This window comes from Micromonospora sp. WMMA1949 (assembly GCF_027460145.1).
Taxonomy (GTDB): domain Bacteria; phylum Actinomycetota; class Actinomycetes; order Mycobacteriales; family Micromonosporaceae; genus Micromonospora.
The window spans coordinates 4,793,576-4,814,393 of the sequence record NZ_JAPZBG010000001.1 but is presented as its reverse complement, the minus strand read 5'-3'; the positions used below and the strand labels follow the sequence as shown (position 1 = coordinate 4,814,393).

Below are 20,818 nucleotides of genomic sequence, written 5' to 3'. Positions count from 1 at the left end.
CCCGCCGGCCGCGCGCACCTCGCCGCGACCGCCGGATCGGGGCCGGCCGCTTCCTGGCTAGAATGGGAGCGCTCCCGGCCCAGGGCGGCCCGTCACTCCGAGGAGAAACCTCATGTCGTTACTCACCCGACGGCGCCTGCTCCGCCGCGCCGCCCTGTCCGCGACCGCGGCCGGCGCGGCCCGGACCGGGCTCGCCGGCGCCACCGCGGCGGGCATCGCCGCGTCCACCGCCGCCCTCGGCGGCTGCGACAGCCCGCCCGAGCGCGTCACCGACCCGGAGCCGGACCGCGGGCTGCGCTTCCCCGAGGGCTTCGGCTGGGGGGCGGCGACCTCGGCGTACCAGATCGAGGGGGCCGCGAAGGAGGACGGGCGGGGTGAGTCCGTCTGGGACACCTTCAGCCACACGCCGGGCCGGATCCGCAACGGCGACACCGGCGACGTCGCGGCCGACCACTACCACCGGTACGAGCAGGACCTGGACCTGATGCGCGACCTGGGGCTGCGCAGCTACCGGTTCTCCATCTCCTGGCCCCGCATCCAGGCCGACGGCTCCGGCCGTCCCAACCAGCGGGGCCTCGACTTCTACCGCCGGCTGGTGGACGGGCTGCACGAGCGCGGCATCGCGCCGATGGCCACGCTGTTCCACTGGGACCTCCCCCAGGCCCTTCAGGACGACGGCGGCTGGGAGAACCGGGACACCGCCGAGCGCTTCGCCGAGTACGCCGACGCGGTCTTCCGCGCCCTCGGTGACCAGGTGCCGGTCTGGCTGACAGTCAACGAGCCGAAGACCGTGGTGCAGAACGGCTACATCTGGGGCCACCACGCCCCGGGCTTCCAGGACGAGGACGCGGCATACCTGGTCGCCCACCACCTCCAGCTCGCCCACGGCCTCGCCGTGCAGGCGCTGCGCGCCTCCGGCCTCACCGGCCGGATCGGCCCGGCGCTCAACCTGCACCCCTGCTACCCGGCCGACGACTCCGCCGAGTCGGCAGCCGCGACCCGGCTCTACGACGGCTACGAGAACCGCCTCTACCTCGACTCGATCTTCAAGGGCGCGTACCCGCAGGACGTGCTGGACGACCTCGGCCCGGACAGCCGGATGGTCCGCGGCGTCCGCGACGGCGACCTGAAGATCATTTCCAGCCCGGTCGACCTGCTCGCCGTGCAGTACTACACGCCGATCTACGTCACCGGCGACGGCAGCACGGTCCGCAAGTGGCCGACCTCCGAGGCGGAGTGGCAGCAGATCTACCCGGAGGGCATGTACGACATCCTCACCCGGGTCACCCGCGACTACGGCCGGGTGCCGATCACCATCACCGAGAACGGGCTGCCCTGCCCCGACGTGCCCGGGGCGGACGGCAACGTCGACGATCCCGGGCGGGTCTCCTTCCTGCGCGACCACTTCGCCGCCGCCCACCGGGCGATCGGCGACGGGGTGCCGCTGGAGAGCTACCACGTCTGGTCGCTGCTGGACAACTTCGAGTGGGCCGAGGGATACGAGCAGCGCTGGGGCCTGGTCTACGTCGACTACGCGAGCCAGCGGCGAGTGCTCAAGCGCAGCGCCCACTGGTACCGCGACGTGATCCGCCGCAACGGGCTGTGAAACGGTGAGCGTCCGGCCGGTGGTGGGCCGGCCGGACGCCGGCGGATCAGCGCGGCAGCGCCTGCTGCAGTTCGGCGCGCAGCGCCGGGGTGAGCATCTCGCCCGCCTGCTTGGCCAGCCGCGCCATCTCGTAGCCGACCACACCGATGTCGGCGTCCGCCCCGGCCAGCGTGGCCAGGATCGAGCCGTCGCGGATCTGCATCACCAGGAAGTAGCCGCGCCCCATCTCGACCACCGTCTGCTTGACGACGTCACCGTCGAACATCTGGGCCGCCCCGGCGGTGATGCTCATCAGGCCGGAGGTCACCGCGGCGAGCTTGTCCGCGTGGTCGCGCGGCAGGTGCGCCGAGATCGCCACCAGAAGGCCGTCGGAGGACACCACCACCGCGTGCGCCACCCCCGGAACGCGCTCGGCGAACGCGTTCACCAGCCAGCTCAGGTCGCGTGCCTCCTGGCTCAACGTCGTCACTGTCGTCGTCCTCCTTCGTCGCGCGGCAGGTACATCTCGGTGGTCTCCTCGGCCTCGGCCCGCCGTACGCCGCTGTAGAGACGCGACAGCATGCCGCCGACCGCCTCCGGGTCCGGCTCGTGCCGCACCACCGGTCGGTCCGGGCGGTCGGCCGGGGCGACCGAGGTGAGCTGGGCCATCGGCACGCGTACCGGCAGGCCCCGCTCGTTCGTCCCTCCGGTCACCGGCGTCGCCGCCGGTGCCGGCGTCACACCCAGCGACGACGAGGCCGGCCCCTGCCTGCTGAACCAGCCGCCGCCCGCCGCCCCGGCGTCCGGCGTGAGCACGTCCTCGGCCCGGCCCGGACGGGGACGCGGCACCGTCACCGGCGCGGCGGCCGGCACCGGCGCACCGGCTCCGGCGTCCGTCCCGTCACCCAGCGGACGGCCGGTCAGCGGGGACACCGGCAGCGCCGCGGGCCGGCCCGGCGCCGGACGCCACCCGGCCACCGGCAGCTCGGCGGTCGCCCCGGCGAGTGCCCCGGACGCGGAGACCGGGCCGGTGAGCGCCGGCTGCGCCGTCCCGCGCGCCAGCCGGACCGGCGCCGGCTGACCCACCTCCGGCGCGGGCGCCTCGGCGAGCAGCTCGACAGGGATCCGCACCCGGGCCACCAGGCCCTCCCGGCCGGCGCTCAACCGCACCCGTACGCCGTGGCGGGCGCTGAGATGGCTCACCACGAACAGGCCCATCCGTTCCGAGGCCGACACGTCGGCGGCCGGCGGCTCGGCGAGCACGGCGTTCGCTTCGGCCAGCGCCGACGGGCTCATGCCCAGCCCCTCGTCGACGATCTGCACGAGCGCACCCCGGCCGTCCGGCTCGACGACCACGCGTACCGCGGTCTCCGGACGGGAGAAGGCGGTGGCGTTCTCTAGCAGCTCCGCGAACAGGTGCACCAGGTCGCCCACCGCGTGCCCGACGACGTGCAGGTCGGTCCGGTTCTCGTGGCGTACCCGCTGGTACTGCTCGATCTCCGCGCTCGCGGCCAGCAGCACGGCGCCCAGGCCCACCGGGCGGTTCCACCGCCGGGTCGACTCGGTGCCGGCGAGCACCAGCAGGCTCTCGTCGTTACGGCGCATCCGGGCGGCCAGGTGGTCGAGCTTGAACAGGTTCTCCAGCTGGTCCGGGTCGCTCTCCTCGCGTTCGAGGTCGTCGAGCAGCTCCAGCTGCCGTTCGACGAGCACCTGGCTGCGCCGGGCCAGGTTGACGAACATGGCGTTGACGTTGCGCCGCATCATCGCCTGCTCGACCGCCACGTCGACGGCGCTGCGGTGCACCGCCACGAACGCCTCGGCCAGCTCGCCGATCTCGTCCTGCGAGTCGATCACCGCGGGCGGTACGTCGATCGCGCCGATCGGGCGGTCCACCGTCCGCAGCCGTTGCAGTGTCAGCGGCAGGTCTACCTGCGCGATCCGCAGCGCCTGCCCGCGCAGCTGCCGCATGGAGCGGGCCACCGACCGGCCGACCAGCAGCGAGATCAGCACCGCGGACAGGAGCACGGTGGCGATCGCGCCGCCCACCAGCAGCGTGTCACGCAGCTGGCGGGCGCTGGCGTCGTCGGCCTGGCGGACCGCGTCGGCGACGATCTCGCTCTCCATCTGGCGGAACAGTTCCTGCCGCTGCTCACTCGCCGCCCACCACTGGGTCGCGTCGAGCAGGGCCGGCCGGGCATCGCCGGCGGGCAGCGTCCGCTCCTCCATCTGGGTGGCGGCGACGAAGGCCGGGTCGACCGAGGTCCGGTCGTACCGGCGGATCTGGTCGGAGGTGGCGGCGACCCGGAACGCGCCGAGTGCGGTGAGCTGCTGGGCCCGCAGGTCGCTGAGCGTCACCTGCGCGTCCGGCTCGTACCGGCCGGCCCGGGCGGCGGCGTAGAGCTCCGCACGGACGCGCGAGGACAGCTCCTTGACCCGGGAGAGCTGCACGTACCGCAGCACCGCCTCGGTCAGCTCCTGCCGGCCACCGCCGGGCGACGGCTCGGCCAGCAGGTTCAGCAGCGACGCGATCGACCTGTGGTAGTTGCTCAGCACTGTGTCGGCGGAGAGCACCGCCGGCGCCACCGCCGCCCGGATGTTCACCACCTGGTCGTACGCCTCGATCGCTTCGGAGTAGGAGACGCGCCAGGCGGCGTCGGCGTCGGCCAGCGGCGCCGCCGCGGCGCGCAGCTCGGCCACCGCACGGTCGGTGGCCTCCTGCAGCGGCCGGAGCGCGGCGACGGCGGCGTCCCGGTCCGCGCCGGTGCCGGCCCGGCGCAACGCGGCCAGTTCCCCGGCGGTGCGGTCCCGCTCGTGCTGCAGCCGGTCGACGGCGGTCGCGATCTGCCGCCCGATGCCGACCTGCTCGGCGAAGGCGCTCAGCGTGGTGGTCTGCCCGACCAGCCCCCGGGTCTGGATGCCGGCCAGCACCAGGAACGCCAGTGAGGGGATCACCAGCACCGTGGCGAGCTTGGTGCCCATCCGCCAGTCCCGCAGCCGGAACCCGGAGCGCCGCCGGTGCGGCTGAGGGGCCGCACCGCGAACCGGGTCGGGACCTGCGCCCACGGTTGCCTCCTCGTCCCGCCCCACCACGTCGGGGAGCGGAGTCCATCCAATCAGGCCGTCGGTCCGTGTCAACGGCCGCCCGGACGGTGTGACCAGGACGGTCAGCGCCTCGGGTGGACGGTCACGCGTGCGAGGCGGCCTCGTCCGTCCGGCCGACCCCGGCGATGTCGCCCGCCTCCGCCACCCGGCCGAGCGCGACGAGCGCCGCGCCGGTCGCGCCGATCTCCGGGTTGCGTTGCCAGCACACCCGGCGGGGCGCGAGCACGTCGAGGAACGCCCCGCGCCACCACGGCGAGGCGGTCAGCGCCCCACCGCCGAGGATCACCTCCATCGGCTCGCCGATGCCGGCCTCCAGCAGGGTCAGGTCGTCGGCGACGAGCCGGCACAGGCCGGTCATCAGGCCGGCGAGGATGTCCACGGCGGTGGTGCCGAAGCTCAGTCCGCGCAGCTCCCCCGAGCCCGCCGGGGCGGTTCCGGGTGGCCGGTCGCCGCCGAAGCGGGGGTTGGCCCGCACCGAGCCGGAGACGCGATCGAGCGCCATCTCCAGCTCCCTGCCCGCCGGCAGCCGCAGCTCGCGGGCCGCCCAGGCGAACAGGTTGCCGCCGCTGGAGTACGCCGCGCCGGTCACCACGTGCTCGTGGTCGACCCGGTAACGCCAGAGCTGCTCCGGCAGCGGCGGCGGCTCCGCGCCGACCGGCACGGCCTCGATCATGCGGACCGCCGCGGAGGTGCCGACGGTCACCGCCGCGCGGGTCGGGTCGACGCATCCCGACCCGACGTTGGCGGCCGCGCCGTCGCCGACCGGCGGCGCCCACCGCGCGCCGGCCAGCTGCGGCCAGCGCCGCGCGTACGCCGCGTTCAGCCGGCCGTGCCAGCCGACCGGGGCCAGCGGCGGCAACCGGTCCGGGCGGACGCCGGCCAGCTCGCACGCCTCGGGATCCCAGTCCAACCGGCACAGGTCGAGCAGCCCCGTGCCGGAGGCCAGCGACATGGACATCGGCGCCTCGTCGAGCAGCGTGCCGAGCGCGTACTCGGCGAGCCCGGTGAAGCGGGCGGACCGGTCGGCGCGCTCGCGCAGCCAGGGCAGCCGCACCGACCAGTAGCAGCGGTGCCACCACGTTCCGGTACGCCTGTGGAAGTCCGCCGGGTCGGCCGGCCCGGTCATCCCGGCGAGTGGCTCCGGCCGGGTGTCCAGCCAGGTCAGCACCGGCCCCGACGGCGTGCCGTCGGGCGCCACCGGCAGCACCGAGTGCCACTGCGCGGAGGTGGCCACCAGGCCGACGTCGGACAGGTGCCCGCCGGCGGCCAGCTCGTCCAGGCACTCCACCAGGCACGCCAGGTAGGCCGGGCCGTCGAGCGTCCCGCTGCCGTCGTCCCCGGTGACCAGGTGCACCCGGCGCCGGGCCAGCGCGCCCGGGCGCGGTGCGGCGTCCGCGTCGAGCACCAGGCCGCGCACCGAGGAGGTGCCCAGATCCAGAGCGAGAATGTCCATCGCCGGTCAACCTACCCGCCGTGACCGGTGGTCACGCCAAGATCCGTAGCCGGTGCCGCGCGATCGGGTTCCACGGTGCCTGCCGATCGCGTACAGTCACCGTCATGCCCGCGCACCTGTCCTGCTGGTGGCCCGCCGACCCGGCGGCCCATCCCCGCGCGTAGCTTCCCCACGCGGCCGCCCGACGAGGCGGCCGCCGGTCTCTCCCGGCATCCCGGGTCGCCTTCACCGGCGGCCACCGGCACACCGAGGAGACCCGATGACCCGCCTGTCCGACCCGCTCGCCGCCGTCGCGGCCGGCCGCGACCCCGGCCCGTTCGCGCTCGTCCGCCGCGAGGGCGCCGACCACGTCGACCTGTTCACCGGCCCGGTACGCACCGCCGGCCGGCTCGCCGACCTGCCGCTGCCCGAGCACGGCGCCGGTCCGCGCACGCTGGCCCTGGTGCCGTTCCGGCAGGTCACCGAACGCGGTTTCGAGTGCGTCGACGACGGGCTGCCGCTGGAGTTCCTGGCGGTCGAGGAGCATCGGCGGATACCCCTGGCCGACCTGCTCGACGACCTGCCCGACGCCGAGGTGCGTACCCGCGACGCCGGTTTCGACATCGCCGACGACGAGTACGCGGCGATCGTGGAACGGGTGCTGACCGACGAGATCGGCCGGGGCGAGGGGGCGAACTTCGTCATCCACCGCACCATGCGGGCCACGGTGCAGGGCGACCCGCTGTCCGCGGCCCTCGCCGCGCTGCGCCGGCTGCTGATGCGCGAGCGGGGCGCGTACTGGACGTTCCTGGTGCACACCGGCACCCGGATCCTGGTCGGCGCCAGCCCGGAGCGGCACGTCAGCGTCGCCGACGGGCTGGTCGAGATGAACCCGATCAGCGGCACGTTCCGGCACAGCGGCGCGACCGTCGACCGGGCCGAGCTGCTGCGCTTCCTGCAGGACCCGAAGGAGGTGGAGGAGCTGTACATGGTGCTGGACGAGGAGCTGAAGATGATGGCCGTGGTCGCCGAGCACGGCGGTCAGGTGGTCGGGCCGTACCTGAAGGAGATGGCGCATCTGGCGCACACCGAGTACCTGCTGGCCGGGCGCTGCTCCCGGGACGTGCGCGACGTGCTGCGGGAGACCATGTTCGCGCCCACCGTCACCGGCAGCCCGATGGAGAACGCCTGCCGGGTGATCGCCCGGCACGAGCGCACCGGGCGGCGCTACTACGCCGGGGTGCTCGCGCTGCTCGGCCGCGACGACCAGGGCCGGCAGACGCTCGACGCGCCGATCCTGATCCGTACCGCCGAGATCTCCCCCACCGGCGCGCTGCGAGTGCCGGTCGGCGCGACGCTGGTCCGGCACTCGACCACCGCCGGGGAGGTGGCCGAGACGCACGCGAAGGCCGCCGGGGTGCTGGCCGCGCTCGGTCTCGGCCCGGACGCGCCGCACGCCGGCGCCGGGGCGGCCGTCCGGTACGCCGACGACCCGGAGGTACGCGCGGCGCTGGCCGCCCGCAACGTCCCGCTGGCCCGGTTCTGGCTGGAGCAGCGGGAGCCGGGGGCGCTCGCGCTGCGCGGGCTGGCCGGGCGCCGGGCGCTGATCGTCGACGGCGAGGACACGTTCACCGGCATGCTCGCCCACCAGCTCGGCGCGCTGGGCCTGGCGGTGACCCGGCGGGACTGGCCGGACCCGGGCCCGCTGGACGGCTACGACCTGGTGGTGGTCGGCCCCGGCCCGGGTGACCCACGGGACGCGACCGCGCCGAAGATGGTGGCGCTGCGGGCGCTGCTGACCGAGCTGCTCGCGTCCGGCCGGCCGACGCTCGCGGTGTGCCTGGGCCACCAGTTGCTGGCCGGGCTGCTGGGCCTGCCGCTGCACCGCCGCGACGCGCCGTACCAGGGGTTGCCGCGGGACGTGCCGGTGTTCGGGACGACCCGGCGGGTCGGGTTCTACGCCAGCTTCACCGCTCTCGCCGACGCCGACCGCGTCCCCGGCCCGTACGGCCCGGTCGAGGTGTCCCGCGACCCGGCCGACGGCGCGGTGCACGCGCTGCGCGGCGCGGGCTTCGCCGGGGTGCAGTTCCACCCGGAGTCGGTGCTGAGCCAGGACGGCACGAGGGTCCTGGCGGATCTGCTCGGGCATCTGCTCGACCGGCCGGCGCTGAGCGCGCATGGAGCGGCCGAACGCGGGTAGGGCACTGGCGACCGGTGGTCCGGACGGGTTCGAGAGCCCCCGTCCGGCCACCGGTCGCCAGTCGGGTCAGCCGGCCATGCCCCGCTTCAGCGCGGCACCCATCAGCACGGCCCGCTTGGCGGTCAGCGCGGTGGCGGCCAGCGCCACGTGGTCCGGGGCGACCTCGCCGTTGTTGCTCGTGTGCGAGGCGCCGTACGGGTTGCCGGCGACGAACTGGCTCGGGTCGGTGTAGCCGGGGGTCACCACGATGCCGCCCCAGTGGTAGAAGACCGTGTACAGCGACAGCAGCGTCGCCTCCTGGCCGCCGTGCGACGTGGCGGTCGAGGTGAACCCGCTGTAGACCTTGTCCGCGAGCGCGCCGGCGGCCCAGAGCGGGCCGGTGGTGTCGATGAACTGCTTGAGCTGGGCGGCGATCATGCCGTACCGGGTCGGCGAGCCCATGATGATCACGTCGGCCCAGGACAGGTCGTCCGGCTGCGCCTCCATCACGTCCTGGGTCTCCAGCCGGTGCGCCTGCCAGCCGGAGTTGGAGCGGATCGCCTCGTCGGGCGCCAGCTCACGCACCTTGCGCAGACGCACCTCGGCACCGGCCTCCCCCGCCGCCTCGACCGCCGCCTGCGCCATCTGGTAGGTGATGCCGGTCGCGCTGTAGTAGATCACCGCGACCTTGACCTGGCCATCCATCAGACGTTCCCTCCTCGTTTCGGGTCAGCTCCGGCGACTACCCGTTACTTGTTCCGTCAAACGCCGGGCGTGGCATGCTCTGCGGGGTGAAGATCCGCACCGCCACGTCCGCCGACTGGCCGCTGATCTGGCCGTTCCTGCGCGAGATCGTGGCGGCCGGCGAGACGTACACCTGGCCTCGCGACGTCCCGGAGGAGCGGGCCCGCGAGCTGTGGATGCCGGGCCCGCCGGCGCGGACGGTGGTCGCGGTGGCGCCGGACGGCACGGTGCTCGGCTCGGCCAAGCTGGCGCCGAACCAGGCCGGTCCGGGCGACCACGTCGCGAACGCCTCGTTCATGGTCGCCCCGGCCGCCGCCGGGCGCGGCGTCGGCCGGGCGCTGGCCGCGTACGTGCTCGACGCGGCCCGGGCCGACGGCTACCGGGCCATGCAGTTCAACGCCGTGGTGGCGACGAACACCCGGGCCGTCGCGCTGTGGCGGTCGCTGGGTTTCGAGGTGGTCGGCCGGGTGCCGGAGGGCTTCCGGCATCCGGCCGAGGGGTACGTCGACCTGCTGGTCATGCACCGGCGCCTGGGCTGAGCGTGGCTCAAGATTTGCGCAAGTTCCGTGCGTAACCGCTGTCTCCGCCCAGCTCGCGCGGGATGCTGAGCGGACCGGCGCCGGCCGCACCGGCCGCCCCCGCGCCGGGAACCTGAACGGGGGATCGCGCTGGGTTCGGCAACGTCGCCGGCGCAGCGCGATCAGGGGCCGGATGTCGTACCCCAGGCCTACGCTGACGCCCGTGACCGTACGCCTCAGCCGCGCCGAGGCGCTCGCGCTGCGCATGACCGGCCTGCTGCTGCGCCCGCACCCCACCACCCGTCCGCAGGGCGTCGCCGACGTGGTCGAGTGGTTCGGCGCGATGCAGGCGCAGGACGCGGCGAGCGGGCTGTGGTCGCTCGGCGTCCGCCTTCCCGGCGCCACCCAGGACGACATCCGCGCGGCGCTGGAACGGCGTGAGGCGCTGCGCACCTGGCCGATGCGCGGCACCGTGCATCTCGTTCCGTCACGCGACGCGCGGTGGATGCTGGAGCTGACCGGGGTACGGACGCTCGCCGGCATCGCCGGGCGGTGGCGGCAACTCGAGCTGACAGTCGCCGACGGCGAGCGGGCCTGCGACGTACTGGGTGCGGCGCTGACCGGCGGCGGGCGGCTGACCCGCGCCGAGTGCGTGGCCGCGTTGCGCGCCGCCGGGCTGGCCACGGACGGCCAGCGCGGCTACCACCTGCTCTGGTACGCCAGCCAGCGCGGCGTCACCTGCATCGCCCCGCACGTCGGCACCGAGCAGACGTTCGCCCTGCTCGACGAGTGGGCGCCCGAGCCGCGCCGCCTCGAGCGCGACGAGGCGCTGGCGCTGCTGGCGCACCGCTACGTGCGCGGGCACGGCCCGGTGTCCCGGCGCGAGCTGGCCCGGTGGACCGGCCTGACCGTCACCGACGCGACCCGGGCGATCACGCTGGCCGGTGACCTGCTCGCCCCGGTCGAGGTCGACGGCGAGGCCGCGGTGGTCGACGCCGCGCTGCTGGACGCGCCCCGCGCGCCGGTCGACGACGTGCACACGCTGCCCGGCTTCGACGAATACCTCCTCGGCGTCAAGGACCGGTCGCTCATGCTCGACCCGGCGCACGCCGCCGCAGTGGTCCCCGGCAACAACGGGATGTTCCGGTCCACGGTGGTGCGCGGCGGCCGGGTGGTCGGCACCTGGACGCGGACGCCGGGCGCGCGGGCGGTGACCGTCAAGGTGCAGCAACTCGTGCCGTTCGACGCCGCGTTGCGTGAGCGGGTGGACGCCGCGCTGACGGGTTACGCCCGCTTCCTCGGGCTGGAGTTGCGCCACTCCTGGTAGCTCCGGACGGGTGCGAGTGGAACGCCATGGGTGTCAGAACCCACGGCGTTCCACTCACCTCCGGAGGGCGCGCTCAGTCGGCGAGCGCTCCGGCCGACCGGCCCTCGTGCAGCGTCAGGTTGCGGCCGCTGCCCGGGTCGAACAGGTGGATCTTCTCCAGGTTGAACCACACCCGGCGCGACTCGCCCTCGCGTACCGGCGACTCCGCCGACAGCCGGGTGACCAGGTTCGACCCGCCGCCGGCGAAGTCCGCGGCACCGGTGTCGGCGGCCAGTTCCTCCAGCTCGGCGGCGGTGGCCCGCTCCCCCTCGACGGTGAAGTAGACGTACTTGTCCGAGCCCATCGACTCGACGATGTCGACGGGCGCCTCGAACTCCATGCCCCGGCGGCGGGTCTCGTCGTCGATCAGGGCCGCGTCCTCGAAGTGCTCCGGGCGGATACCCAGGATCAGCTCCCGGGGCGCGTCGCCGCCTTCCAGCTCGCGGCGGATCCGGTCGCCGACCGGCACGTCGCCGAGCGCGGTCCGCAGCCGGCCGTCCTCCACGACGGCGTGCACGAAGTTCATCGAGGGCGAGCCGATGAACCCGGCGACGAACAGGTTGCGCGGGTGGTCGTACAGCTCCTGCGGCGGGCCGACCTGCTGCACCGCGCCGCCCCGCATGATGACCACCCGGTCGCCGAGCGTCATCGCCTCGGTCTGGTCGTGGGTGACGTAGACGGTGGTGGTGCCGAGCTGCTTCTGCAGCCGGGACACCACAGTGCGCATCTGCACCCGCAGCTTGGCGTCCAGGTTCGACAGCGGCTCGTCCATCAGGAACGCCTTGGGCTGGCGGACGATCGCCCGTCCCATCGCCACCCGCTGCCGCTGGCCGCCGGACAGGTTCGCCGGCTTGCGGTCCAGCAGCGCGGTCAGCTCCAGCACCTTCGCCGCCTCGTCGACCTTCTGGTTGATGGTCTCCTTGTCCAGCTTCGCCAGCCGCAGCGGGAACGCCATGTTCTCCCGCACCGTCATGTTCGGGTAGAGCGCGTACGACTGGAAGACCATCGCGATGTCGCGGTCCCGCGGCGCCTTGTCGTTGACCCGCTCGCCGCCGATGCGCAGCTCACCGGAGCTGATGTCCTCCAGCCCGGCGATCATGTTGAGCGTGGTGGACTTCCCGCAGCCGGACGGGCCGACCAGGATGACGAACTCGCCGTCGGCGATCTCCAGGTCGACGTCCTGTACGGCGGTGGTCCCGTCCGGGAACCGCTTGCTCACCTTGTCCAGCACGATGTCGGCCATTGCTACCACCTATCCCTTGACTGCGCCGGAGGTCAGACCGGAGACGATGCGGCGCTGGAAGAAGAGCACGAACAGGATGATCGGCACGGTGATCACCACGGCGGCGGCGCAGATCGCCCCGGTGGGGTCCTCGAACTGCGACTCGCCGGTGAAGAACTGCAGCGCCACCGGGACCGTGCGGGACCGCTCGGTCGAGGTGAGCGTGATCGCGAACAGGAAGTCGTTCCAGCAGAAGATGAAGACCAGGATGGCCGTGGTGAACACGCCCGGCGCGGCCAGCGGCGCGATCACCCGCCGGAACGCCTGGGCCTGGGTGGCGCCGTCCATCTTCGCCGCCTTCTCCAGGTCCCACGGGATCTGCTTGAAGAACGCCGACAGCGTGTAGATCGCCAGCGGCAGCGCGAACGTGATGTACGGCAGGATCAGACCGGGCCAGGTGTCGAACAGGCCGAGCTGCCGTTCGATCTCGAACAGCGGCGACACCAGCGACACCTGCGGGAACATCGCGATCAGGAGCGATACCCCGACCAGCACCTTCTTGCCCGGGAAGTCCAGCCGGGAGATCGCGTACGCGGCCATCGCCCCGAGCACCACCGCGATGGTGGTGGCGATCAGCGCGATGCCGATGGAGTTGACCAGGGCGCGCACGAACTGGTCGGTGTCGAAGATGGTCCGGTAGTTGTCCAGGGTCCACTCGCGCGGCCAGAACTTGCCGTCGGTGAGCGTGGCCGGGGTCTTGAACGACAGCGAGGCGATCCAGAGCACGGGGACCAGTGCGAAGACGACGACCACGACGTCCAGCAGGCCCCAGCGCACCTTCGCCCGCGTGGTGGTTTCCACTGCCATGTCAGCGCCTCTCCCCATCGTCGCTGCCCGGGGCAGCGGTGCCGAACAGCTTCACGAACACGAAGGCGATGATCGCCACGGTGATGAAGATCAGCACCGACATCGTGGAGCCGATGCCGAGGTTCAGGCCCCGGATCAGGTTGTTGTAGGCGAGCATCGACACCGACGACGTCTCGTTGCCGCCGTTGGTGAGCACGAAGATGTTGTCGAAGACCCGGAACGCGTCGAGCGTGCGGAACAGCAGCGCGACGAGGATCGCCGGCTTCATCACCGGCAGCATCACCTTGGTGAACCGCTGCCACGCCGTCGCGCCGTCGGTAGAGGCCGCCTTGAGCAGGTCCTCCGGCACCAGCGCCAGCCCGGCCATCAGCAGCAGCGCCATGAACGGGGTGGTCTTCCAGATCTCCGCCAGCATGATGATCGCCAGCGAGCTGGCCCGCTCGGTCAGCGGGGCGCTGCCGTCGAACAGGTTCGCCAGGTAGCCGGTGCCCGGCGTCCAGGCGTACCGCCAGGAGAACGCCGCGACGACGGTGACGATGCCGTACGGGATCAGCGCCGCGGTCCGCACGATGCCCCGGCCGACGAGCGTCCGGTGCATGATCAGCGCCAGTCCCATGCCGAGCACCAGCTCGATCGCGACGGTGACCACGGTGATCAGCGCGGTGACCCCGAACGCGGTCCACCAGAAGTCGTTCGTCAGCACGGTGACGTAGTTCTCCAGCCCGACGAACTCCCGCTCGTCGGGGAAGCGCAGGTCGAACCGCTGCAGCGACAGCCAGACCGAGTACAGGATCGGGTACGCGGTGACCAGCACCATGACCAGCGCGGCCGGTGCGCACAGCAGCAGGCCGAGGCGCCGCTCGGCGCGCTTGTTCTCACTCAGCGGGGCGCGGGAGCCGCGCCGGGACCGTTGTTCCGGCACGGCGGCGTGCCGGCCGCCCGGCTGCTCGGCCTCGGCCTCGGCGGCGGCCTGCGCGCCGGCCGGGGTGGCGTTCACGCTCATGGCAGAACTCCCTTGGACTCCAACGCGTCGGAGATCGCCTTGCGCAGTTCGTCAGCGGTCTGCTCGGGCCGGATCGCCGACGGCGGCGACAGGATCGCCGACATCACCGTGGAGATGCTCTGGTACGCCGGGGTCAGCGGCCGGACCGCCGGCTCCTTCAGCTCCTCGAGGATGGTCTCCTTCATCGGGTACGCCTCGGTCATCTCCGGGTCGTCGTAGACGGCCTCGATGGTCGGCGGCACGCCGTCGTTGACGGCGGAGAACTTCTGGTTCTCGGCGTTGCGCAGGCAGCGCGCCACCTCGAACGCCTCCTCCGGGTGCTTGGAGTAGCTGCTGACCGCCAGGTTGACCCCGCCGATGGTGACCTTGCTGGGTGTGCCCGGGTCGATGCCCGGCACCCGGGCCCACTTCACGTTCTTCGCCAGGTCGGGGTTGGCCTCCTGGAGCGCCGGATACACGAACGGCCAGTTCACCTGGAACGCGCCCTTGCCGGACTGGAACTCCAGCCGCACCGGGTCCTCCAGCGCGTTGCTGAACGACGGCGAGGTCACGCCCGAGGTGGCGAACTTCTGGAGCTGGTCGAGCGCGCGTACCGCGCCGGCGTCCATCTCCGCCTTCTTGCCGTCGTCACTGAGGATCTTGCCCCCGGCGCTCTCGGCGAGCGTGTTGTAGAGGACCACCAGGCCCTCGTACTGGGCGCCCATGGTGAGCACCTGGTACGGCTTGCCCTGCTCCTTGAGCTGCTGGGCGGCGGAGATCATCTCGTCCCAGGTCTCCGGCGGCTGCGACACCAGGTCGGACCGGTACCAGAGCAGCTGCACGTTGGTGTTCTTGGGCGCGGCGTAGAGCTTGTCCTCGTACCGGGCGGTGTCCAGCGGGCCCGCCAGCGTGCCCTGCTCGACCTCGGCCTTGTCCTGGCCGGTCCACTCCCGGATCCACTTCGCGCTGGCGAACTCCTGGGTCCATGTGACGTCCAGGCCGAGCACGTCCATCCCGCTGTCCTGCGCGGCGAGCCGCCGCACCATCTGCACCCGCTGCTCGTCGGCCTCGCGCGGCAGCACCCGGTAGTCGATCCGGTACCGCCCCTGCGCCGCCGTGTTGCAGGTGTCGACGACCTTCTGCAGGTTCTGCTCGGGCGGGTAGTACAGGTTGATCGTGGGGACGCCGCCGTCGCCGCCGGATCCGCAGGCGGCCAGTGGGGCCACCAACGCCAGCGCGGCGGCTGCCGCCGCCGCGCGTCCGGCCGGCCGCCGTGCGGCCGTGTCGGGGACTGTCGTCATCACCCTCCCCCTCTCTTCGGCGAAGAACCGGGGAGTGACCCGCGCCCCGGTGCACGGCGAGACGACCGGGGCATCGGCCCGATCGCCCGACGCCCCGGGCGTGTCGTGCGGCTGAACGTGCCCGACCTGCGACGGAGCGAAACATCACGGACATGTGACGGCGACAGCACGAACCGGCCGGGACGACCGACAGCTCGTCCCACGTAGTGAAACGGGGAGGCTACCCAGCGTCAGCGGTCTGCACTAGCGTGGGGCTGGCTCCGTAGCCGGCGCGTCGCCGTCGACGCCGATGCGCCTCCGGCCGTCCCCCATCGCCCGCCCGATCGGTTGGTTCTGCAGGGAAGTGCCGTGCGTGCGTTCCCCGGTTGGGCAGGATTCCCCCGAGGAGGTGCCGTCGTGCAGGACACCCGCGCTCTCGCCCTGACGTTCGAGGTGAGCGGCCTGCCCCCGGTCAAGACCGAGGCCCTGTCCATCTTCGCCGCCGGGCACCGGCAGGCCACGAGGGTCCGTACCCTGCTCCAGGCCGCCTGCACGGCGGCCCAGCGCACCGGGTGGACCCCGCTGACCGGGCCGGTCGAGGTGGACCTGACCCTGCGTTGTCCGCCCGGGCACCGCACCTCCGACGCCAGCACGCTGCTGGGCGGCGTGTGCGCGGTGCTCCAGGACAAGAAGCGGGTCTCCTCCATCGGTCTCGCCCACCTCGGGGTGCTTGTCGACGTCGCGCTCTGGTCCGACGACCGGCAGATCCGCCGGCTGTCGTACGCCGAGGAGCCGGCGGAGGAGTTCTCGTATCTGGTCCGGGTGTCGGCCGTACCGACGATGGTTTGACCGACGTCCGCGGTGGGGTACCGCGGACGCCGAGGAAGGGAGTGCCGATGTCGGAGCCACATGTCACGCTCGATCCGAGCGGGCTCGACCCGGTGCAGCAGAAGCTGCGCGGCCCGCTGGAGGATCAGCTGACCTCGGCCCTGCAGGCGGCCGCCGACCGGGTCCGCGCGGGGTACGCGGGCGAGCCGGTGGAGGACGTCTGCCGTCGGCTGCTCGACGAGACCCGTTCCGGTCTGCACCCCGACATCGCGGCCGGGTTCAACCCGGACATGGACGAGTTCTGCCGGGTGGCGGTGGCGATCGTGCGGGGCGAGCTGACCTGAGCCGGCACCGGCACGGGAACTGAGTACGCGTACCGATGGCGGGCGCGCCCGCGGCGACGAGAATTCTTCCCGTGCGAACTCGAATCATGATCGTTCTTGCCGTGCTCGGGCTGACCGGGCTGATGGCGACCACCGGGTGTTCCCTGCGGCAGAGCATCTGCGGCAGCGACGAGTACCCGGTGATCGCGGTCGGCCCGCAGGGCGGCAGCTCCTGCGTACCGAACGGCGAGGAACCGGCGCCGCCGTACGTGCGCTACCCGGAGGGCAAGGTGCCGAAGCACGTCGACGACGAGTGGGACGTCTACTGGCGCACCCACGGCATCGACGAGAACAACACCGTCATCGACCGCTGACGCGGGCCCGCGTCAGCTGCGCCGGACGTCGACCGAGACGACGTGGGTGCCGTCCGGGCGGTCGCCCTCCCCCAGCCGTACGGGCAGCCGGCCGCCCTCGGGCGGCCGCAGGCCCAGCCCGAAGCCCAGGTGCCCCTCGAAGTCACCGGCCACCGCCCATCCGCGCAGCGTGGGGAAGCGGATGGCCGCGGGCGGCAGCTTCGCCGTCCCGCCGCCCCGGTTGTCGTGCGCCTGGGCCGGATCGAACCGCACCGACAGATACGCGGTGCCGGGCAGCGCGACCGGCGCCCCGCGCCCCTCGGTCACCACCTGCGGCACGTAGGAGACCTCGTAGGACGGGGTGGGGCCGCGGAAGGCGAACGTGATCCGGCTGTACCCCTCCGCCGGATGGTCGCCGACGTCGACCGACACCAGGACGGGCAGTGGTTCCCCGGGCGGTGGGGTGACCGGCACCCGTACCCGATGGGTCACCCGGGCCGGGCCGCCGGGCACTCCCCAGCCCCAGGTGACGCGCCAGGATCCGGCGGCCGACTCGGCTTCCGTCGGCACGGGTGGAGTGGGCGTGGCTTGCGGCGCCTCGGTCCCGGCCGGGGCGGACGCCGCCGCGGCCGTCGGGGTGGGCGCCGTGGACGCACCGTCGTGGCCGGTCGCCGTGCAGGCCGCCGCGAACAGCACGACCAGGCCGGCGAGCAGCGGTACGCGCTGAGGAGTCATGACTCAGTGTCAGCCCGTGACCGGCTCGCGCACCAGAGGCGTCCCACAGCGATTTCGCGCCGGTCCCGGTCCTCAGGCGGCGCGTGGGTCGAACCGCTGCTCGGCCGCCTCGCGGACGGACACGTGCCCCACCGCGGCCAGTTCGGCGGCGTAGTCGCTCACCAGCGTCGGCAGCCGGTAGGCGCCGTGCCGGTCCCGCTGCGCCAGGTGCGCGTCGACCAGGTCGTCCAGGGCACGGTGCACCCGCTGCGGGGAGACGCCGAGCTGATCCGCGGCGGTGTGCACCGGTGTGCCCGGCCGCGCGGCGAGCAGTTCGAGCATCCGGCCGGCCAGTTCGTCGTCGGAGCGGACCACCGCCACGCCGGTGGCCAGGCTCGCCCGTACCGACAGGTCCTCGTAGGCAAGCAGGTCCAGCCGGGCCCGCCCGTCACCCAGCTCGGCGACGAGGGTGGACACCGGCGCGCCGGACCGCCGCCCCAGCCGGGCGCCGGCGATGCGCAGGGCGAGCAGCGATCCGCCACAGATCCGCAGCAGGTCGGCGGTGGCCGCCGGCTCTGCGGCCAGCCGCTCCGGCCCGGCGAGGGTCGCCAGCAGGTTGCGGGCCTGCGCGCCCCCGACCGGGCGCAGCGCCACCCGGCGTACGCCGTCCAGGCTGCCCAGGTGCCGCTGGGCGACGGTGATCAGCGCCGGGCCGGGGCCGGCGGGCAGCAGCGGGCGCACCTGAGCCGCCCGGGTGACCCCGTCGACGACGAGCAGCAGCCGGCGGCCGGCCACCAGCGACCGGAACCAGCCGGCCCGCTCGTCGGTCTTCTCGGGGACGTCCGCGGCCGGTACGCCGAGCGCACGCAGGACCCGGGCCAGCACCTCCCCCGCCGTCACCGAGGTCCGGTAGCCGAGGTCCACGAAGACCTGCCCGTCGGGGAACAGGGCGGAGACGGCATGCCCGGCGCGTACCGCGAGGGTGGTCTTGCCGCTGCCCGGGGCGCCGGTGACGACCACCGCGGCCGGGGTCTCCGCTGTCAGCGCCGCCACCACGTCGGCGGTCTCCCCGGTACGCGCGACGTAGGTGAGCGGGTCCGCCGGCAGTTCCCGCGGCACCGCCCAGCCGACGGCGGGACGAAGGTCCGCGACCGGCACCGAGGCGGTCACGATCGCGCTTCCCGGCTCGACGTACGACAGCTCCGGCGCGCGGTCGAGCATCGACCGGTGCAGCCGGGCCAGTTCCGCGCCGGGTTCCAGGCCGAGCTGCTCGTCGAGGACGGCGCGGGCGTCCCGGTAGACGGTGAGCGCGGCCGGCACGTCCCCACAGCGGTAGAGGGCGAGCATCAGGTGGCCCCAGGCCCGCTCCCGCAGCGGGTGCGTGGCCAGGTGCGCGCGCAGGTCGGGAAGGAGGTGGGCGTGTTCACCGGCGGCAAGTCGCGCCTCGGCCAGTTCCTCGAAGACCTGGAGCCGCTGCTCGTCGAGGGCGGCCCACCGGTTGTCCAGCGCGGTGCCCCGGGGCAGGCCGTCACCGGACGGGCCCCGCCACCAGGCCAGGGCGGAACTCAGCGTCTCGATCGCGCCGGCGGGATCGGCCGATGCGAGCAGCGACCTCCCCTGCGCCGCCAGGCGCTGGAACTCGGTCACGTCCAGCTCGTGCGGTGCCAGCCGCAACTCGTAGGCCTGCGGCCGGGCGACCAGCCGGTCACCAACCGTGCGCCGCAGGCCGGCGGCGTGGGTACGGAGGTTCGCGGTGGCGGACGTCGGCGGGTGGTCGGACCAGACCATCCGGGCCAGCCGGGGCAGGGAGACCGAGTGGTTCGCCTCGATCGCCAGCCCGGCCAGGACGGCCCGTCTCTTCGCCGCGCCGGGCGTGACGGTCTCGCCGTCGACGCACAGCTCCACTGTGCCCAGAAGCCGAATCTGAAGTTCCATCGCGCCGCTCCCCGTGAACCCTAGACGCGCAGCCCACGCTAGGGGTGCGGATCGCGGCCAACAAGGGTCGAACCGGACAACTAAGCGTGATGAATGTCAATGTGGTTGGCGGTGTGTCGAGGTAACAGAAATCCCGCTGAGGACGCTTCGGGTTGATCACGCCGGGTGACGGGAGGCCGAGGCCGTCCGTTCCGGTCTGCGGAGGCCCGGGTGCCGTCGCGGTACCGGCATCCCGCAGCGTACATACCGCCCGCCTGGTACGCCTCAGCACCGCGCACAGGTCGCGCCGACGCGGATCGGGTCACCCAGCCCGCCCTGACAGCTCCTCACCGACACGCGTCTCGCGCATGCCTTCGAGGCTCTGCCGCATGGACGAGCACCGGGAAGGTGGGATGATCATCGGCCATCAGGGTCTGGCCCGGTGCGGCATGGAGGGCTTCGAGGGCGACGCCCCAGATCCGAGGGTCCGGTTTGACGAGACCGACCTCGTACGACAGGACGAACGCATCGACATAACCGTCGAGTCCGTGCCGGGCAAAGCATTTGCGGATGTCCCGGCCGACGTTGCTGACGACGCCGATGCGAACACCGCTGTCACGCAGTGCGGACAGGGTGGCGACGGTGTCGGCGTACGGCTCGATTGCTTCGGCGTGTCGCGTGCAGGACCGACGCCAGCGCCTGGTCAACCCCAGGAATCTGTTCCAGCACGGTGAGGATCGCCCGATCCCGCGAAGTCGCCGACAATACGGTGCGCCTCGCCGGCAGTCAATGTCTGGTCGATCGATGCCTCCGCGTTGCCCACCCAACGTTCCGATTCTCTGGCGAACGGAGTCCAGGTGAAGTCGAACAGTACCGTCGTCACGCGCCCGGCGGTCATCGCATCACCCTAGATCAACACGACGAGTTCTGCGGGCCATGGCGCAGTGAGCCATCAGCCATTCCGGGCAAACGCCTCGGTGGCGGTTCGTGAGGTCAGGAGGGCAGGACCTCGACAACTGCCGGGGCCAGGTCGTCAGAACTGATCCGGGCGACCATCCCGGCCGATACGAGGATTTCCGAGACGGCGTCCGCCATCGAGTGCTTGATTCGACCCACGTGCAAGACAGTTCCGGCACCCTGCTGGCCGCTCCGCATTTCCTCGAACGCTCGATCTGTCAACTCCGCAGACGCGGACCAGATCACGATCAGACAAGGCTCACCCGTATTACTCACCTCGCCGGCCTGGATCGCATAGCCGCCTTCCCCTGTTTCCAGGTCGGCTGAGCGCAAACCTGCGGCACGGAGCTCTCGGTCCACCGATTCAGAGAACTCATCAAAGCCAGACATTGCCCTATTGTAGCCGCAAGACGGAGGCAGGAGGTGGGGCGGGGCGACCGCCCCACCTCCTG

General features: G+C 72.9%; 20 protein-coding genes. 7 read left to right on the top strand and 13 right to left on the bottom strand.

The window, feature by feature from the left end:
• The first annotated feature begins 112 nt into the window (after positions 1-112).
• Entirely contained in the window at positions 113-1,606 is a 1,494-nt protein-coding gene (locus O7607_RS22710) for a GH1 family beta-glucosidase (RefSeq protein ID WP_269705196.1), read from the top strand.
• A gap of 46 nt (positions 1,607-1,652) precedes the next feature.
• Here O7607_RS22710 and O7607_RS22705 read toward each other — a convergent pair whose 3' ends face one another.
• From O7607_RS22705 to O7607_RS22695, 3 genes are read right to left on the bottom strand one after another with little or no spacing between them, the layout of a single operon-like run.
• On the bottom strand, positions 1,653-2,075 hold the full coding sequence (locus O7607_RS22705) for a roadblock/LC7 domain-containing protein (RefSeq protein ID WP_013287300.1): 423 nt from the start codon (positions 2,073-2,075) through the stop codon (positions 1,653-1,655).
• On the bottom strand, positions 2,072-4,744 hold the full coding sequence (locus O7607_RS22700) for a nitrate- and nitrite sensing domain-containing protein (protein ID WP_442929539.1): 2,673 nt from the start codon (positions 4,742-4,744) through the stop codon (positions 2,072-2,074). The genes O7607_RS22705 and O7607_RS22700 overlap by 4 nt, the downstream gene beginning before the upstream one ends.
• 25 nt (positions 4,745-4,769) lie before the next feature.
• Complete coding sequence (locus O7607_RS22695) at positions 4,770-6,140, bottom strand: gluconokinase (protein ID WP_269705194.1); 1,371 nt, start codon at positions 6,138-6,140, stop codon at positions 4,770-4,772.
• Between the two features lie 259 nt (positions 6,141-6,399).
• On the opposite strand from O7607_RS22695, the gene O7607_RS22690 reads away from it, so the two are divergent.
• Positions 6,400-8,319 carry a chorismate-binding protein gene (locus tag O7607_RS22690; RefSeq protein WP_269705193.1) on the top strand — a complete coding sequence of 640 codons (1,920 nt, stop codon included), beginning with the start codon at positions 6,400-6,402 and terminating at the stop codon, positions 8,317-8,319.
• Positions 8,320-8,385: 66 nt separating this feature from the next.
• Here the strand turns inward: O7607_RS22690 and wrbA are convergent, their stop codons facing one another.
• Entirely contained in the window at positions 8,386-9,003 is a 618-nt protein-coding gene (wrbA, locus tag O7607_RS22685; RefSeq protein ID WP_120569050.1) for an NAD(P)H:quinone oxidoreductase, read from the bottom strand.
• Positions 9,004-9,089: 86 nt separating this feature from the next.
• Between wrbA and O7607_RS22680 the strand changes: the two genes are divergently transcribed.
• Both O7607_RS22680 and O7607_RS22675 read left to right on the top strand, forming a co-directional pair.
• Complete coding sequence (locus O7607_RS22680; RefSeq protein ID WP_442929499.1) at positions 9,090-9,581, top strand: GNAT family N-acetyltransferase; 492 nt, start codon at positions 9,090-9,092, stop codon at positions 9,579-9,581.
• A gap of 202 nt (positions 9,582-9,783) precedes the next feature.
• Positions 9,784-10,887: a winged helix DNA-binding domain-containing protein gene (locus O7607_RS22675; protein WP_269705191.1), complete on the top strand. Its 1,104-nt coding sequence runs from the start codon at positions 9,784-9,786 to the stop codon at positions 10,885-10,887.
• Positions 10,888-10,960: 73 nt separating this feature from the next.
• On the opposite strand, the gene O7607_RS22670 is transcribed toward O7607_RS22675, so the two are convergent.
• From O7607_RS22670 to O7607_RS22655, 4 genes are read right to left on the bottom strand one after another with little or no spacing between them, the layout of a single operon-like run.
• The gene (locus O7607_RS22670; RefSeq protein ID WP_269705190.1) at positions 10,961-12,169 is read right to left on the bottom strand and encodes an ABC transporter ATP-binding protein; all 1,209 of its coding nucleotides are present in this window, start codon (positions 12,167-12,169) and stop codon (positions 10,961-10,963) included.
• Between the two features lie 9 nt (positions 12,170-12,178).
• Positions 12,179-13,015 (bottom strand): carbohydrate ABC transporter permease, encoded by an 837-nt coding sequence (locus O7607_RS22665; RefSeq protein ID WP_269705189.1) that lies wholly within the window; start codon positions 13,013-13,015, stop codon positions 12,179-12,181.
• 1 nt (position 13,016) lies between these two features.
• Positions 13,017-14,018, bottom strand: a complete 1,002-nt coding sequence (locus tag O7607_RS22660; protein ID WP_269705187.1) for a carbohydrate ABC transporter permease — start codon at positions 14,016-14,018, stop codon at positions 13,017-13,019.
• On the bottom strand, positions 14,015-15,298 hold the full coding sequence (locus O7607_RS22655) for an ABC transporter substrate-binding protein (protein WP_269705186.1): 1,284 nt from the start codon (positions 15,296-15,298) through the stop codon (positions 14,015-14,017). Before O7607_RS22655 ends, O7607_RS22660 begins: the two co-directional genes overlap by 4 nt.
• A gap of 396 nt (positions 15,299-15,694) precedes the next feature.
• Between O7607_RS22655 and O7607_RS22650 the strand changes: the two genes are divergently transcribed.
• From O7607_RS22650 to O7607_RS22640, 3 genes are all read left to right on the top strand, one after another.
• A complete protein-coding gene (locus tag O7607_RS22650) occupies positions 15,695-16,126 on the top strand; it encodes a hypothetical protein (RefSeq protein ID WP_269705185.1) in 432 nt (143 codons plus the stop codon).
• A 47-nt stretch (positions 16,127-16,173) separates the two neighbouring features.
• Complete coding sequence (locus O7607_RS22645; RefSeq protein WP_269705184.1) at positions 16,174-16,449, top strand: hypothetical protein; 276 nt, start codon at positions 16,174-16,176, stop codon at positions 16,447-16,449.
• 71 nt (positions 16,450-16,520) lie between these two features.
• A complete protein-coding gene (locus tag O7607_RS22640) occupies positions 16,521-16,802 on the top strand; it encodes an SCO0607 family lipoprotein (RefSeq protein ID WP_269705182.1) in 282 nt (93 codons plus the stop codon).
• Positions 16,803-16,814: 12 nt separating this feature from the next.
• Here O7607_RS22640 and O7607_RS22635 read toward each other — a convergent pair whose 3' ends face one another.
• The 5 genes from O7607_RS22635 to O7607_RS22615 all read right to left on the bottom strand — a co-directional run bounded on the left by O7607_RS22635 (position 16,815) and on the right by O7607_RS22615 (position 20,756).
• On the bottom strand, positions 16,815-17,516 hold the full coding sequence (locus O7607_RS22635; protein ID WP_269705181.1) for an AMIN-like domain-containing (lipo)protein: 702 nt from the start codon (positions 17,514-17,516) through the stop codon (positions 16,815-16,817).
• 72 nt (positions 17,517-17,588) lie between these two features.
• Positions 17,589-19,430: an AfsR/SARP family transcriptional regulator gene (locus O7607_RS22630; RefSeq protein WP_269705180.1), complete on the bottom strand. Its 1,842-nt coding sequence runs from the start codon at positions 19,428-19,430 to the stop codon at positions 17,589-17,591.
• Positions 19,431-19,756: 326 nt separating this feature from the next.
• Positions 19,757-20,116: an HAD family hydrolase gene (locus O7607_RS30600; RefSeq protein WP_433493703.1), complete on the bottom strand. Its 360-nt coding sequence runs from the start codon at positions 20,114-20,116 to the stop codon at positions 19,757-19,759.
• The gene (locus O7607_RS22620; RefSeq protein WP_269705179.1) at positions 20,113-20,307 is read right to left on the bottom strand and encodes a hypothetical protein; all 195 of its coding nucleotides are present in this window, start codon (positions 20,305-20,307) and stop codon (positions 20,113-20,115) included. Before O7607_RS22620 ends, O7607_RS30600 begins: the two co-directional genes overlap by 4 nt.
• Positions 20,308-20,402: 95 nt before the next feature.
• Positions 20,403-20,756: a hypothetical protein gene (locus O7607_RS22615; RefSeq protein WP_269705178.1), complete on the bottom strand. Its 354-nt coding sequence runs from the start codon at positions 20,754-20,756 to the stop codon at positions 20,403-20,405.
• Between the last annotated feature and the right edge of the window lie 62 nt (positions 20,757-20,818).